This is a genomic window from Treponema sp. R8-4-B8 (assembly GCF_054786175.1).
Window position 1 is genome coordinate 58,304 of the sequence record NZ_BDHE01000486.1, and the last position, 13,717, is coordinate 72,020.

Sequence of the window (13,717 nt, forward strand, 5' to 3'; positions counted from 1 at the left end):
TTACGCCCTGAAATAACTTAATTTTTGTTCGACGTATCCAAACAACAGCGTAAGGAGGCCGACAAACAACAAATAAAAAGCGCCCGTGTAAAACAACGGCCAAATGATCGCTCTGGTCGAGGCGAATGTTTCCGCTACCCTGATTATTTCCACTACCATGATTACCCGCGCGAGGGCCGTGTCCTTCACAAGCGTAATAACTTCGTTTGACATCGGAGCCGTTATGCGCTTTATAACTTGAAGCAGCACAACGCGGAAAAAAATCTGCGCTTTTGTCATTCCCAAAACTTGTCCCGCTTCGTATTGGCTTGCGGAAATACTTTCAATGCCGCCTCGGAATATTTCGCTGAAATAACACGCGTAGTTAATTGAAAACGCGATTATGGCGGCGTTAATCCTTGAAGAAATCGGCGCGCCGAAGACAAACCCCGGCACGTAAAACACTATAAATATCTGAAGCATCAAAGGCACGCCCCTGACGCACCAGACAATTATTCTGACAATAAATTTGAGAGGCCTGACTTTTGACATTGAGCCGAATGAGATAATCAGGCCGAGCGGAAGGGCGAATAAAAGGGTCAGCGAAAAAATAAGGAATGTGGTTTGGAAACCGCTTAAAAGCCTTAATGTTACCGCGGAAAATCCCATATAATGGAATTATCCCTTAAATTTAGTATCAAGAACGAGAGAGTTTTCAAGCTTGTATTTTTTCGCGAGTTCCATCATTTTCCCATTGTCGTATAACTCTTTCAACGCTTTATTGACTTTATGAGTAAGAGGGCTTCCCTTCTTAAAACCGACGGCGTAAACTTCGTGATCAAGGGTAATGTTCGCGATGGTTAAATCGGAATAATCGCCCGAGCCCGCCAGCCTCCGCGCTAAAAGAATGTCAACAACAGCGAAATCAACGGATCCTGATTTGACTTCAAGGAAAGTGCTGATTTGCGCGGGCGTACCGGTAATAAGGTTTGCATCTTCTAAATATTCTTTTGCGAATGATTCTCCCGCTGAACCGCTTTCACAGGCGGCTTTCTTGCCAATTAAATCATCCATACTCCTAAACTCTTTCGCTCTGTCGGCTTTGATGACGATGCTTTGCTGATTTATCATATAACTGTAGCTGAAATCGACCATGTTGCTTCTTGGCACGCCGTCTTCAGACGCGTTAGCTGTAAATCCATTCCAGATGGCGTTTATAGAACCGGCTTGAAGCTCCTGATATTTGTTGTCCCAATTTATTTCCTGAAACGCCACCTTCATGCCAAGCCTTTCTCCGACAAGCATGGCAAGTTCAGTGTCAAAACCCGTCCAATCGCCTCTTTCATCCCTAAAGTTCATCGGCTCATATTCTGTCACCCCGCATGTAAGCGTCCCCGCGTCCTTTTTGCCGCATGACGTAAAAAACACTAAGCTGGTTGTGAAAATAACCGCAAATAACATAAAAATACTCTTTTTCATAAAACTTCTTCTCCTTAGTAAGTATTTATTGTATCAGATTGGCAGAAATTATTCAATAATATTTTGCGTTAAATTCCCATAACGTCAACGTACAATTCTTCAAGTCTTTTTCTTAAGAACTTTACCGCGTAATGTTTGCGGGAAAGAACGGTGTTGACGGGAACATTGGTTTTTTCAGCGGTTTCTTTTACTGAGTAACCAAGCAGTTCAGTCATTTCAAAAACTTCGCGTTGTTCTTTTGGCAGATCGGAAAGGGCGGTTTGTATCTCTTCAAAAACCAGCGAGCGAAGCATTTCTGTTTCAGGCGTCGCTTCTTTGCCGTAGATAATGTCCGCTATTTCGTCAAAAATGTACTCATCGCCGTCCTCATCGTATAACGCGGGTAAGGATTCGTCTTTTTTCTTTTTATGATGATCAATTATTCTGTTGCGGGCGGCGCGGTAAAGCCACGCGGAAATATTTTCTATCGGGTGAATCAAATTATCAACGCGGCTAAATTGATAGAACACATCTTGTAAAATATCTTCCGCGTCTTCAATCTGGTTCACCCGGTTGCGAATGAAGTTTAACAGTTTTTGCTGATAACTTTTAAATGTTTGCGAGACAGAATTTTTCGCCATTAATGTTACCTGTCTTTCTCGCTTCGCGCGAAGAAGAAAGTGCCAAGAACAAGGCAAACTGCCGTCAGCAAAAGAATTGCCATAAAATTAATTAACGGATTAAACATAACAACGCTATTATACTCTGGATTACCCCTGTAAACAACGGCGCGAACAAGGTCTAAACAGTATGTCATCGGCATTACGCGGTTTAAAACTAACAGAACGCCCGATGAATTGTTGATTGGGATAATAGCGCCGGACAAAAACATCTGCGGCATGACAATGAGCATTACGGCAAGATTTGCCGCTCTTTTATTTTTAATAAGACCTATGATGATCATCGCCAACGCCCCGCCTGACAAGCACATGAGCGGCGATAGGGCGAGAATCAAGAGCAGTTTGCCGGCGGGCAGAGTGATGCCCATTATAAGAGAGACGACAAGAGTTCCCGCCATGCTCATAATCGCTGCGAAACCGCAACCTAGTATTTTGCCTATTACAATCGAATAACGGGATACGGGAGAGACAAGCATTTCCTGATTAAAGTCTATGTCGTGATCGTCTACAAGAGAAGTCATGCCCATTGTAGTCATCATGAACAGCATGTTGACTAACATTCCCACCAGCATAAATTGCCCAAATTGAAAGCCAAGCCCGCCAGCCATGTTTTGCATTAAATTGCCGCCGATCATTCCCATTAAGACAATAGGCATCGCGATACTCATAATCGCGGTTCCCGGCGATCTGAAAAATATCGTTATTTCACGAGCCATGACGGTTAAAACAGTGTTTAACTCCCTAAACAGCCGCGATTTTTTTCGCGTTAAAACAAATTCGCTCATACTATATCCCCTTTTGTTTGGTTAGAAATTCAATATACGCGTCTTCCAATGAAGGTTCGTGTATTTTTAACACGGTCAGTTTTGTCTTTATCCGAGAAATAATTTCCTGCGCTGAATCTTTGTAGGGAACAATAACGCGACCGTTCAACGAAAACTGAAGTCCAAGAGAGGACAGCTCATTTGTCAGCGCCAACCTGTCATCGGCGTCCAGAATGAGTTCATGCCGCATTAAACTTTGTTTTAATTCATGCGGCGGACAGCAGGAGGCGATTTTTCCGTTATTGATAAGGCATACCGTATCCACGTTCTCAGCTTCATCAATGTAATGCGTAGTAAGGAAAACCGTTGTTCCGTAACGGTTTCGCGTTTCATTAATGTATTCCCACAACCCGCGCCTGCTTACAGCGTCCAAACCTTGAGTCGGCTCGTCAAGAAAAAGCACGTCTGGCGTATGGATAAGGCTGCGGATAATTTCCAGCTTTCTCTGCATACCGCCAGAAAGTTTTTTGATAGGCTTAAAAAGAGCGTCCTGTATTCCTACAATTTCGGCAAGCTCAGTTACGCGTTTGCGGTACGCGGCGGGCATTAGGTGAAACGCGGGACGGTATCCGCACATTCCGTACAGGCAGGCGTGAAAGCGGATATTCTGCTCCGCCGTCAACTGCGGGTCAAGGCTTGGCTGTTGAAATATGATGCCAATTTTTTCCCTCACCTTCCTCGCCTCTTTCTCAATATCGAACCCGCCGATTTTTACCTCTCCTGAAGTTTTTGAAAGCGTCGTTGTCAGAATGGAAATAGTCGTCGTTTTCCCCGCGCCGTTAGCGCCAAGGAACGCGAAGAACTCGCCCTTTCCAACAGAAAAACTAATATCGTCCACGGCGGGTTTTTGCGCGCCCTTGTAACGCTTGGTCAGGTTTTGTACGGTTATGACAGAATTACTCACCGCTATCATCCTTTTTTTCGCCGGACTTGTCATTCTGTTTTGTTTCTTCATCATCAAAACAGCCGTTAAAGCGTGAAAAGCCTTTATGAAACTTAAAAAAATCTTTTTCCTTTTCCATAAATTCTTTGCGTTCTTCCTCGCTCATATTCATCCACTTTTCACGAAGTTTGTTCCCATGAAAAAGCCGCTCGTCTCCCATCGCTCTCTTATGTCCGCCATGCCCCCCTATGCCGCCAAACAACAGCCTCGCCAGAATGAGCAGCCCCGCCGCCTGCAAGTAGCTAATCTGCGGAAAGCTAAAAAGCATCGGCAAAAGAGCGTTCCACAACAGCATAATAACCGCGCCGAATACGGCGGCCATCGCCAGCATAGCGCAAATACCGCCAAATACCCATCTAAAATTTCTTCTCATATTAATTCTCCTCTACCTTAGCAGACGAATGAGAGACGAAAATATTTTAGTGGATAGTAGGTAGTGAGTCTGGTAAGTAAGATAATCTTCCAAACAACTGCTCACTGCTCACTGCTCACTAACCATTGATTCTTCCTCGATTTTTACAATATAATAAGTTATGGTAATAGCTTCGATAGACATACAAAACGGCAAAGTCGTTCAGTTAAAACAAGGCGAGGAACTTGTGCTGCAACGGGACAATCATCTTGAATTGGCGCAAGAATTCGACCGCTACGGCGAAGTCGCTGTCATAGATCTTGACGCGGCGATGGGGAAAGGTTCCAACCTTGAAATGATAAAACCTCTTCTTAGAAAAGCCGAGTGCAGAGTAGGCGGCGGCATAAAAACGCCTCAGCAGGCGCAGGAACTGGTCAGTCTTGGGGCGCGAAAAATAATCGTCGGCTCAGGCGCTTTTCGCGATCAGGCAAAAAAAGGGGCGGGCGCCGCGGGCGGGGAGTTTGCGGTAAATATCCCCTTCCTTGAAACCATGTCGAAGAAAATCGGGCGGCAGAGGCTAATCGCCGCGGTTGACGCCCGCGCCGGAGAAATTGTCGTGGACGGCTGGAAAACCCCCACAGGCCTAGATATTATTGAAGCGGCCAAATTAGTCGAGCCTTTCGCGGGCGAACTTTTGTTTACCTGCGTAGAGCGCGAAGGCACCATGACGGGTATCGACCTTGCCCCGGTACGCAAATTGCGGGAAGCGGTTTCCTGCCAGATTACCGTCGCCGGCGGAGTATCAACGTTAGCTGAAGTTGAAGAAATCGCCGCTCTCGGCTGTGACGTTCAGCTAGGCATGGCGTTATACACTGGAAAGATAAACCTAGCGGACGCTTTCATCGTGTCGCTTAACTGGAAGAAAGGGAGTGGGGGAGTCCCCCCCGCAACGCCTTCGGATGCAACACGATTATCCGTTGATTCTCCTCTATTGCACACTGCTCATTCCTCACTGCTCATTCCCATTATCGTTCAAGCCCCCGACGGCCAAATTTTAATGACCGGCTTTACCGACAGAGAAGCGTTAGCTGAAACATTCAAGCGCGGCAACGTATGCTTTCACAGCCGCACAAGAAACAAACTTTGGATGAAAGGCGAAAATTCCGGCAATGTGTTAAAACTAATCAGACTAAGGACGGACTGCGATCATGACGCGATTCTTGCCATTGCGGAGCCGGAAGGCTCAGTTTGCCATACCGGCGCGTGGTCGTGTTTTACAAATAACAGGAGTTATACGCTGCAATTTTTGCAGAACATAATACAGGACCGTTTTCGCAATCCCGCGCCGGGTTCGTATACGGCAACCCTTGACGACGAGCTTGTGCGCGAAAAAATTATGGAAGAGGCGAAAGAATTATGCGAGGCAAAAACCCGCGAAGAAATTATTTGGGAAGCCGCCGATCTTCTGTATTTTACGACCGTACTGATGACAAAAGCGGGAGTGAGTATTCAGGAAATACTTGACGAACTTGATCGGAGGCACAAAAAGTAAGTTTTTATGAGCGAATATTGGAATACCCGCGTTAAAAATCTTTCCCCGTATGTGCCGGGCGAACAGCCTAAGGACGGGAGATTCATTAAGCTTAATACAAACGAAAATCCCTATCCGCCTTCGCCTAAGGTTTTAGAAGCCGTTCAAAAAGCGGCAAATGAAAGCTTGCGCCTGTATCCCGATCCTGAATGTACTGAATTTCGCGAAGCGGCGGCGGCGCGTTACGGCGTTAAAACGGAACAGGTATTTGCAGGCAACGGCTCCGATGAAATTTTAGCCTTCGCTTTCGGCGCGTTTTTTGAATCCGCAAAAGAGAGCGTTAGCGGAACAAATGGCGAAAAAATACAGCCTATTCTGTTCCCTGACATTACTTACAGTTTTTACCCTGTTTATGCCAATCTTTGGGACATACCGTACAAATTAATACCGTTACGCGATGATTTTACAATAAATCTTGATGAATATAAAGTTAAGTCAGGCGGAGTTATCCTTCCAAATCCAAACGCCCCGACAGGAATCGCTCTGCCGTTAGAAGAAATTTTATCTCTTGCTGAATATCTTATGGGAATAGGGAAAGTTTTTATTTTAGATGAGGCTTATATCGCCTTTAGCGGCGTGAAAGACGCAAAACTCGGCTCTTTATCGGCTGTTCCGCGTGTCAACGATCATCCAAATTTGCTGACAGTGCATACGCTTTCAAAATCCGCGTCTCTTGCCGGGTTAAGGGCTGGTTTTGCCATTGGCAATGAAAAATTGATAGAGGCCCTATGCCGAATCCGCGATTCCTTTAATTCGTACACCATGGACCGCATTGCCCTAGCGGGAGCGGCGGCGGCGCTTAGGGACGCGGCATACTACGATGAAATAAACACTCATGTCACCGCCACAAGGGAACGGATAGTGAATTCTTTACGCGATCTTGGGTTTAACGTTCTGCCATCAGAGTCAAATTTTCTTTTTATAAAACCGCCGCGCGTAAAAGGAGCGGACTTCTTTACCGCGTTACGCGAAAAAGGAATACTTGTAAGGCATTTTAATAAGGAAAAAATAAAAGATTACCTGCGTGTCAGTATGGGAACAGACAAGGATATGGACGCGTTTATTGAAGCGTGTGAAAAGATTATAAGAGGCGTAACGTGAAAATAATTCAAAGTACTGAGTTTGATTCGTATTGGAAAAATGAAACAAAACGCTCTTGTGACACGAAGACTGAAAAAGTTGTAAAGGAAATAATAAAACAGGTACGCGCCAATGGGGACGCGGCTGTCAAAAAATACGCTTCCAAGTTTGACAAATCTTCCCCTCAGCGGCTTGAAGTTCCGCTAACTGAAGCAAAACGCGCTCTTGATCAGTTACGTGAAAATGACCGCGCTCTTATAGACGCGATGGAGCTTGCCACCCTGCACATAAAACGCTTTTCTGAAAAACAGCGGGAACAATTCGCCGATTTTGAATTTGAAATGGAGCCGGGGCTTGTTACAGGCCAGCGTATTATCCCTGTTCAAAGGGCGGCAATTTATGTTCCCGGAGGGCGTTTCCCTCTTTTTTCCTCAGTCCTCATGTGCATGATTCCCGCCTTTTGCGCCGGCGTGGAAGAAGTGATTCTCTCTTCACCCCCGACTCAAGACGGCATCCCCGATAAAAAAATACTTGCCGCCGCCATGATAGCGTCTGAAATTACGCATAACAACAATGTCCGTATCTTCGCTATAGGCGGCGCTCAAGCAATCGCCGCTCTCGCTCTTGGCACTGAATCCGTTCCTCGCGCTGACGTTATAGCCGGCCCAGGCAATAAATTTGTCGCGACTGCCAAGCAGCTGTTGTTTGGCGAAGTGGGAATTGATTTTATCGCCGGCCCCACTGACGTTTTTATCATCGCGGACGGGCGCTCTTGTGACGGCGATATTGAAAAAGCGGCCGATCTTGCCGCGGCTGATATGCTAAGTCAGGCTGAACATGACCCGGACGCGCGCGCGATGGCGTTGGTTTCAAGCAAGGAGTTTGCCGAAAAAATTGCCGCGGCAGTAGAGAGAAGGCTTAAAACTCTGCCGACGGAAAAAACTGCCCGCGCTTCATTAGAAGCAGGCGGCCTTATTATCGTCTATGAAACACAGGAAGAGGCAATCCGAATAGCCAACAAAATCGCGCCTGAACACCTTGAACTCCAAACCGCAGACGCGGACAGTTGGATTCCCAAATTGAAAAATTACGGTTCGCTTTTTATAGGCGCGTTCAGCGCGGAAGTTATCGGCGATTATTCCGCCGGAATAAACCACACCTTGCCCACAAAAACAAGCGCCCGTTTTACAGGCGGCCTGTCCGTGCGCCACTTTTTAAAAACCGTAACAACGCTGCGTTGCGCCCCAGGCGAAGGCTTTGAAAAAGCGCGTAACGCCGCGGAAACGCTAGCCCGCGCCGAAGGGCTGGAAGGGCATGCTAAGAGCGCTGTGGCAAGGGGAAAGTAGTAGGGGAATTTATTATTCTTTATTTTCCGTTTTCTTTTTGCGCTTTTGAACGTCAAGAAGCTGTTTTATCTGGAGCATAATATATTCTATAAACGCGGGATCAATCTCCTTGTAAATCTCAATCAGTTGTTCAAGATCAACATCGGGAGCCAAACCGGAAAACATCTCCCATTTACCTGTCAAAAGCCATTCTTTGTTAACATTATATTTTGTTGATATTAGTTCGTAGATGCGCTCGTTGGCTTTTTTGAGCCCGCTTTCTATTTGAGCGTAGAAACCTTGAGAAAGAAAAATACCCCGACAAAAAGCCCGTTGCGACAGCCCCAACGCTTTTCTGACTGCCATTATTCGGGTATTTATAGAAACTTGCATTTATCACCTTTCTTCAAAATACAATAAAACTCCCTTTTTAACAATATTTTCTTTATATATTCGTAAAAACCTTGACTGATTTCTTGTAAATCTATACTATGATTCTATAGATTTCTTATGAAAAACGAAGGAATGAGAAAACAGATCAATGTGGAACTTTCCCGCTTAAGCAAAGGGTTTAAGGCACTCAACATTAATCACCAAAAAGGGGTGCTGAAAACGGCGCAGGGGCTTTTAAGGATACAAAGAGCGTACAAAACGATGACTGCGGATAATACCCGGTATGTTTCTCTCAAAGGCAAAAATGGAAAATAGATATGACAAACCGATTTAAGGAGGTATTAGTGTCTTATAAAAAATATTCATTTGAAAAAATTATTTTAACTGTTATTTTTTCATTTGTAGCAATATGTTGTATTTTTATTATTGCTTCCCCGCAGTTACGGCTCTTTTGCTTGCAGTTTTTTGAAAAAAATAGTCCGCGTATTCCAACAGCCGATGAAAATAATCTATTATCAACGCTTGTGATCGCCTTACCAATAGCGGGCATTATAGCGTCTGGAATTTTTCTTTTTATTCTGTATTTTGAAAATGCTGTCTTAGAGTTTTTTAGAAAAAATTATTTCATTGTTGGATGTTTAGGGATAAGTATTATTGCGCTATTTATCCGAATAGCCGGCTTTCAATTTTCTTCTGTTGATTACAGAGCATGGATTATTCCATGGATTGAACATCTGTCTCAAAATGGGCATTTCTTTGGTATTGCAACCATAAAATCTGATTATTTTCCTTTTTATCACTATTTTTTAAGCATTATATCATTTTTACCCAAAAGCCTATGGCTTCCTTGTGTAAAAATTATTTCATGCCTTTTCGATTTTTTATTGGCATTTACTATTGGAAAAATTGTTTTACATATACATAATAATAAATTGCGCGCTTTAGCCGCCTATGCGCTCATTCTTCTGTGCCCGACAGTGTTTTTTAATAGCGGGATTTGGGCGCAATGTGAAAGCATATATACGGCATTTGTATTTTTATCACTCTTATATTTTCTTGAGAACAAAAGCGTATTAGCGCTTTTTTTTATGGTGTTGCAATATCAATAAAACTGCAAGCTGTGTTTATACTTCCATTCATTATATTTCTATATTTTGAACAATATTTTGTATTTAGTAAATTAATTTATCTTTTTGCCGGATTTATTTCCACTGTTATAATTGGGTTGCCATTTGGAGCGCATATCCAGATGCTAAGGGCTTATTTTAAGCAACTGACAAGTTATGCTGACGCACTGACACATAATGCCCCGTCTGTGTTTGCATTATTTAAAGCTAATAATGATGTAATGCTTTTTAGTAGAATAGGTATTATATTAACTCTTGCTATAATGTTTGGAATGCTTCTATTGATCATTCACAAGATAAAAAACAATGCGCCCGGCGATAGTTCCAAACAGATTGCAATTGAACATATTACCTTGTTCTTTTTTTGCGCTTTAATCATTCCTTTTTTCCTTCCCAAGATGCATGAGCGTTATTTCTATTTAGCTGAAATAACATCCGTATTATACGCGGTAATAATTCCAAAAAGATGGTATATATCATTGCTAATAATTTTACCGTCGTGTGCAACCTATTTTAATTTTCTGTTTGAGAATAAGGCCAGTTTATTTTATCTTAGCTTAATAATAATGTTAGCAGTTGTTCTTGTCATGAAATGGACAATTAAAAGTGTTTTGAATGACGGTTCAAAGAATATTATAAGGTAGCTTATATATGGATACAAACTATAATAAACCGGTATTGGCAATTATTGTCCCATGTTACAATGAACAGGAAGTATTGCCTGAAACAGCGAAAAAACTGTCTGGTATATTACAGAAACTTATATCTGAACAAATTATAAATGAAAAATCGACATTACTTTTTGTTGACGACGGCTCAAGCGATAACACATGGAGCTTGATAGAAAAATTTCATGCGGAAAACAGATTTGTTTTTAGCGGGATAAAATTATCGGGAAACAGAGGGCATCAAAACGCCCTTTTATGCGGATTGCTTGCGGTTAAAAATCATGTTGACGCGGCTATTTCCATAGACGCGGATTTACAGGATGATATTGATGTTATCTGCAAAATGACGGAAAAATACCGCGCAGGATTTGAAATTGTATACGGTGTCCGCTCAAACCGGAAAAAAGACAGTTTTTTTAAACGGTCCACGGCGCAGGGGTTTTACCGTTTCATGCGTTTTTTAGGCGTGGACGTTGTATATAACCATGCCGATTTCCGCCTAATGGGAAAAAAAGCGCTTGAAGCGCTGGCGGAATACGGCGAAGTAAATCTTTTTTTACGCGGCCTTATTCCCATGCTTGGATTCAAAACGTGCATTGAGTATTACACTCGCGCTGAACGTATGGCTGGAACAAGCAAATATCCGTTGAAGAAGATGATTAAATTCGCCATGGAGGGCATTACTTCATTTTCAGTAAAGCCATTACGCCTTATAACTCTGCTGGGAGTTTTAATTTTTGCCGTCAGTATTGCGATGATTGCGTATTTTTTTGTCAGGTATTTCTCCTGTCATACAATATCTGGTTGGGCAAGTATAGCCTGTTCCTTGTGGGGAATAGGCGGCTTGATACTTTTTTCCCTCGGTATTGTCGGTGAATACATAGGAAAAATATATTTGGAGGCAAAACATCGTCCCAGATACCATGTCGAAAAAACTTTATTTATACAGGAGAAAATAAATGAAGAACAATGAAACGCCTGAAGTTTTACTGGACAGAATTTATCATTCAACAAAGGTAAGGAAGTTAGTAATAATACTTTTACTTGCGTGTATAATAATTTGTATTATACCGCTGCTTCCGCCGGTACAGAACGCTCTTTTTTCATTTGTTGACTCGCGTATTTCCCGCAAGGGAACATCAAGCGGCGTTTTTGAAAACCGCTTGCGGTCATTATTGTCCCTGCCATTTTTCGGCCTTGTGGTTTTTGTAATGGCTCTTTGCTGTCTGTTCTATAAAACCGTTTCTAAGTTTTTGGAAGACGCTAAAAATACGCGATTGATTATTGCTTTGGCTGTTGGAATATGCGTATTTCTGCTGGTTTATGTCAGTATTTTTTCATATCGGCACGGATGGCAATGGTTGAGCAATGATAATTCATCGGAAATGGTTTTAGGAAAACTGTTGGCCGATGAAAATACTTTTGTCAGCCGCAACTGGCATTATTCAACGGAGATACGCGTAATATATCAAACTATATTCATCATGCCGCTTTTTAAATTATTAGGGCGTTATGAGAACTGGGCTTTGATACGCGCTCTTACTATATTGCTCAACAATTTGGCATTGATTTTTTCATATCTGTTTATGGCCAAACAAATGAAGATACGGGCAAAATGGATATTTATTACGTGTGTTTTTTTAATCGCGCCCGTCTCAACAGTTTATTGGAATATTGTAACGTTTGGCGGTTATTACATTTTATTTATTGTCCAGTTTTTTTGCTGTCTCGGCTTGTTTATCAGACTTAGCAGTCAAATGGGTACGACAAAAACAGCATTGATTGACTTTATCCTGTTTACCGCATTGTCGTTTATGCTCGGCATACAGGGAATCCGCTCTTTGCTTTGCGTCCATATTCCATTATTAATAACCTGTATTTATTTATATTTTAAAGCGGCGCAAAAAAAGAACTTTCCCCTGTTTTTGGCATGTTATAGTTTTGTCGTGTGCTGTGCAGGTTTCGCGGCAAATTATCTTCTGCATTTTTGGTACAGTTTTCATTCTCATGAAAATATGCGTTTGACTGATCTGTACGTTGATTTCTTTCCAAAACTTGGTCAATGTTTTGTATGCTTCGCGGGATTTTTCGGGCTTTTTCCCGGAAGTTCGCTTTTGTCGGCCCAGGGCATATTCAGCGTAATCGCGATAATAGCAACATTTCTTTTATTTTGGGCGGTTATAAAATCATGCCGGCAGAAGGTTCAAAATAACGCGATGTTACAATCCGCAGAATATCAATTTACGCCGTATTTTTTCATTGTTTCAGCTATTTTCAATATTTTTATCTTTATTTTAGTTGATGAAGATGTTACCGACAGATTCTTCATACCTTTTATGGTGTTATACATTCCGCTTATCGCTATTTTCTTTGAACATGCTGAAAAATTTTACGGGTATCTCAAGCGCGCGGCTGTTATTTTGGGAATTATTTTGTTCATTTGCGGGCAATGTTATCTGAATCTTCAAAATATGGCAGGACGGGATATAAATTCCGTCAGGAAAGGCTATATAAAGTATTTACTGGATAATCAGCTTGATTATGGATTTGCAACCTCCTTGAACGCAAATGTAACAACCGAATTGACCAATGGAAAAGTTGAACTGGCTTCACTAAAGCCTGACGGACTGAATCCAGATAAAAGCACTCAATTACAACTTTCAAGTTGGTTAATCTCGGTAAAATTTTTCAATCCTTCTTTTCATCATGGAGAATCTTTTCTGCTATTAAGCCGCGCTGAGTGGGATATGGCGCAAAAAGCAGGGCGGCCTTTTACGCTGCTTGATACAAATTACGAGGATAACAATTTTATTGTTATTAGATACCCTTCCGCGGAAATTATCCATCGTGAAGTTCTGGACAACTGATGATATTTGATCGTATTCTTCTTAAATTTTTAATGGTCGGATTTGTCAATACAATTGCAGGTTCCGGCTTGATGTTTGTTATGTACAATATTTTTGGCTTTGGGTACTGGATTTCATCTGCGGCAAACTATGTATTAGGAAGCATTTTAAGTTTTTTTCTCAATAAATACTGGACCTTTAATGTCCGCAAATGGTCTTTGTATATGATAATCGCCTATATTGCAACTATTACGGTCTCATGGTTTTTAGCTTATAAAATAGCAAGAACAGCGCTATACTTTTTGTTTGCGGAATATCCGCAAAAAATACGGGATAATGTTTCTTTATTTACAGGAATGTGCATTTTTACCGGATTGAACTATCTTGGACAAAGATTCATTGTGTTTAAAAAATCCTAAAAACCAGAATAATTTCCGGAAGAGTTCACACA

General features: G+C 42.3%; 16 protein-coding genes. 9 read left to right on the forward strand and 7 right to left on the reverse strand.

Features of this window, described 5'->3' with window-relative positions; all coding sequences use genetic code 11:
- From ACYVRA_RS12755 to ACYVRA_RS12780, 6 genes are all read right to left on the reverse strand, one after another.
- The gene (locus ACYVRA_RS12755) at positions 1-648 is read right to left on the reverse strand and encodes an amino acid ABC transporter permease (protein WP_461253095.1); all 648 of its coding nucleotides are present in this window, start codon (positions 646-648) and stop codon (positions 1-3) included.
- Between the two features lie 9 nt (positions 649-657).
- The gene (locus tag ACYVRA_RS12760) at positions 658-1,458 is read right to left on the reverse strand and encodes a transporter substrate-binding domain-containing protein (protein ID WP_461253096.1); all 801 of its coding nucleotides are present in this window, start codon (positions 1,456-1,458) and stop codon (positions 658-660) included.
- Positions 1,459-1,526: 68 nt separating this feature from the next.
- Positions 1,527-2,078 carry an RNA polymerase sigma factor gene (locus ACYVRA_RS12765; RefSeq protein WP_461253097.1) on the reverse strand — a complete coding sequence of 184 codons (552 nt, stop codon included), beginning with the start codon at positions 2,076-2,078 and terminating at the stop codon, positions 1,527-1,529.
- A gap of 5 nt (positions 2,079-2,083) precedes the next feature.
- Positions 2,084-2,902 carry an ABC transporter permease gene (locus ACYVRA_RS12770; protein ID WP_461253098.1) on the reverse strand — a complete coding sequence of 273 codons (819 nt, stop codon included), beginning with the start codon at positions 2,900-2,902 and terminating at the stop codon, positions 2,084-2,086.
- Position 2,903: 1 nt separating this feature from the next.
- Complete coding sequence (locus ACYVRA_RS12775; RefSeq protein ID WP_461253099.1) at positions 2,904-3,899, reverse strand: ABC transporter ATP-binding protein; 996 nt, start codon at positions 3,897-3,899, stop codon at positions 2,904-2,906.
- Positions 3,838-4,257 (reverse strand): hypothetical protein, encoded by a 420-nt coding sequence (locus tag ACYVRA_RS12780; RefSeq protein ID WP_461253100.1) that lies wholly within the window; start codon positions 4,255-4,257, stop codon positions 3,838-3,840. Before ACYVRA_RS12780 ends, ACYVRA_RS12775 begins: the two co-directional genes overlap by 62 nt.
- A gap of 160 nt (positions 4,258-4,417) precedes the next feature.
- Between ACYVRA_RS12780 and hisE the strand changes: the two genes are divergently transcribed.
- From hisE to hisD, 3 genes are read left to right on the forward strand one after another with little or no spacing between them, the layout of a single operon-like run.
- Complete coding sequence (hisE, locus tag ACYVRA_RS12785) at positions 4,418-5,788, forward strand: phosphoribosyl-ATP diphosphatase (protein ID WP_461253101.1); 1,371 nt, start codon at positions 4,418-4,420, stop codon at positions 5,786-5,788.
- Between the two features lie 6 nt (positions 5,789-5,794).
- Positions 5,795-6,928, forward strand: coding sequence for a histidinol-phosphate transaminase (hisC, locus tag ACYVRA_RS12790; protein ID WP_461253102.1), 1,134 nt, complete (start codon positions 5,795-5,797; stop codon positions 6,926-6,928).
- Positions 6,925-8,253: a histidinol dehydrogenase gene (gene hisD, locus ACYVRA_RS12795; RefSeq protein WP_461253103.1), complete on the forward strand. Its 1,329-nt coding sequence runs from the start codon at positions 6,925-6,927 to the stop codon at positions 8,251-8,253. Before hisC ends, hisD begins: the two co-directional genes overlap by 4 nt.
- Before the next feature lie 12 nt (positions 8,254-8,265).
- Here the strand turns inward: hisD and ACYVRA_RS12800 are convergent, their stop codons facing one another.
- Positions 8,266-8,598 carry a helix-turn-helix domain-containing protein gene (locus tag ACYVRA_RS12800; RefSeq protein ID WP_461253104.1) on the reverse strand — a complete coding sequence of 111 codons (333 nt, stop codon included), beginning with the start codon at positions 8,596-8,598 and terminating at the stop codon, positions 8,266-8,268.
- A gap of 144 nt (positions 8,599-8,742) precedes the next feature.
- On the opposite strand from ACYVRA_RS12800, the gene ACYVRA_RS12805 reads away from it, so the two are divergent.
- The 6 genes from ACYVRA_RS12805 (at position 8,743) to ACYVRA_RS12830 (ending at position 13,685) form a co-directional block, all read left to right on the forward strand.
- Positions 8,743-8,940, forward strand: a complete 198-nt coding sequence (locus tag ACYVRA_RS12805; protein ID WP_461253105.1) for a hypothetical protein — start codon at positions 8,743-8,745, stop codon at positions 8,938-8,940.
- Between the two features lie 29 nt (positions 8,941-8,969).
- Positions 8,970-9,734, forward strand: coding sequence for a hypothetical protein (locus tag ACYVRA_RS12810; RefSeq protein ID WP_461253106.1), 765 nt, complete (start codon positions 8,970-8,972; stop codon positions 9,732-9,734).
- Between the two features lie 116 nt (positions 9,735-9,850).
- On the forward strand, positions 9,851-10,396 hold the full coding sequence (locus ACYVRA_RS12815) for a hypothetical protein (RefSeq protein WP_461253107.1): 546 nt from the start codon (positions 9,851-9,853) through the stop codon (positions 10,394-10,396).
- Positions 10,397-10,403: 7 nt separating this feature from the next.
- Positions 10,404-11,393: a glycosyltransferase family 2 protein gene (locus tag ACYVRA_RS12820; RefSeq protein WP_461253108.1), complete on the forward strand. Its 990-nt coding sequence runs from the start codon at positions 10,404-10,406 to the stop codon at positions 11,391-11,393.
- Positions 11,380-13,287, forward strand: a complete 1,908-nt coding sequence (locus ACYVRA_RS12825; RefSeq protein ID WP_461253109.1) for a hypothetical protein — start codon at positions 11,380-11,382, stop codon at positions 13,285-13,287. The genes ACYVRA_RS12820 and ACYVRA_RS12825 overlap by 14 nt, the downstream gene beginning before the upstream one ends.
- Positions 13,287-13,685: a GtrA family protein gene (locus ACYVRA_RS12830; RefSeq protein WP_461253110.1), complete on the forward strand. Its 399-nt coding sequence runs from the start codon at positions 13,287-13,289 to the stop codon at positions 13,683-13,685. Before ACYVRA_RS12825 ends, ACYVRA_RS12830 begins: the two co-directional genes overlap by 1 nt.
- Positions 13,686-13,717 lie beyond the last annotated feature (32 nt).

Bases quoted from the DNA above. Each gene is read 5' to 3' on its own strand.
- ACYVRA_RS12755 (WP_461253095.1), bottom strand. From the start codon at position 648: ATGGGATTTTCCGCGGTAACATTAAGGCTTTTAAGCGGTTTCCAAACC.
- ACYVRA_RS12760 (WP_461253096.1), bottom strand. From the start codon at position 1,458: ATGAAAAAGAGTATTTTTATGTTATTTGCGGTTATTTTCACAACCAGC.
- ACYVRA_RS12765 (WP_461253097.1), bottom strand. From the start codon at position 2,078: ATGGCGAAAAATTCTGTCTCGCAAACATTTAAAAGTTATCAGCAAAAA.
- ACYVRA_RS12770 (WP_461253098.1), bottom strand. From the start codon at position 2,902: ATGAGCGAATTTGTTTTAACGCGAAAAAAATCGCGGCTGTTTAGGGAG.
- ACYVRA_RS12775 (WP_461253099.1), bottom strand. From the start codon at position 3,899: ATGATGAAGAAACAAAACAGAATGACAAGTCCGGCGAAAAAAAGGATG.
- ACYVRA_RS12780 (WP_461253100.1), bottom strand. From the start codon at position 4,257: ATGAGAAGAAATTTTAGATGGGTATTTGGCGGTATTTGCGCTATGCTG.
- hisE (WP_461253101.1), top strand. From the start codon at position 4,418: ATGGTAATAGCTTCGATAGACATACAAAACGGCAAAGTCGTTCAGTTA.
- hisC (WP_461253102.1), top strand. From the start codon at position 5,795: ATGAGCGAATATTGGAATACCCGCGTTAAAAATCTTTCCCCGTATGTG.
- ACYVRA_RS12800 (WP_461253104.1), bottom strand. From the start codon at position 8,598: ATGGCAGTCAGAAAAGCGTTGGGGCTGTCGCAACGGGCTTTTTGTCGG.
- ACYVRA_RS12805 (WP_461253105.1), top strand. From the start codon at position 8,743: ATGAAAAACGAAGGAATGAGAAAACAGATCAATGTGGAACTTTCCCGC.
- ACYVRA_RS12820 (WP_461253108.1), top strand. From the start codon at position 10,404: ATGGATACAAACTATAATAAACCGGTATTGGCAATTATTGTCCCATGT.
- ACYVRA_RS12825 (WP_461253109.1), top strand. From the start codon at position 11,380: ATGAAGAACAATGAAACGCCTGAAGTTTTACTGGACAGAATTTATCAT.
- ACYVRA_RS12830 (WP_461253110.1), top strand. From the start codon at position 13,287: ATGATATTTGATCGTATTCTTCTTAAATTTTTAATGGTCGGATTTGTC.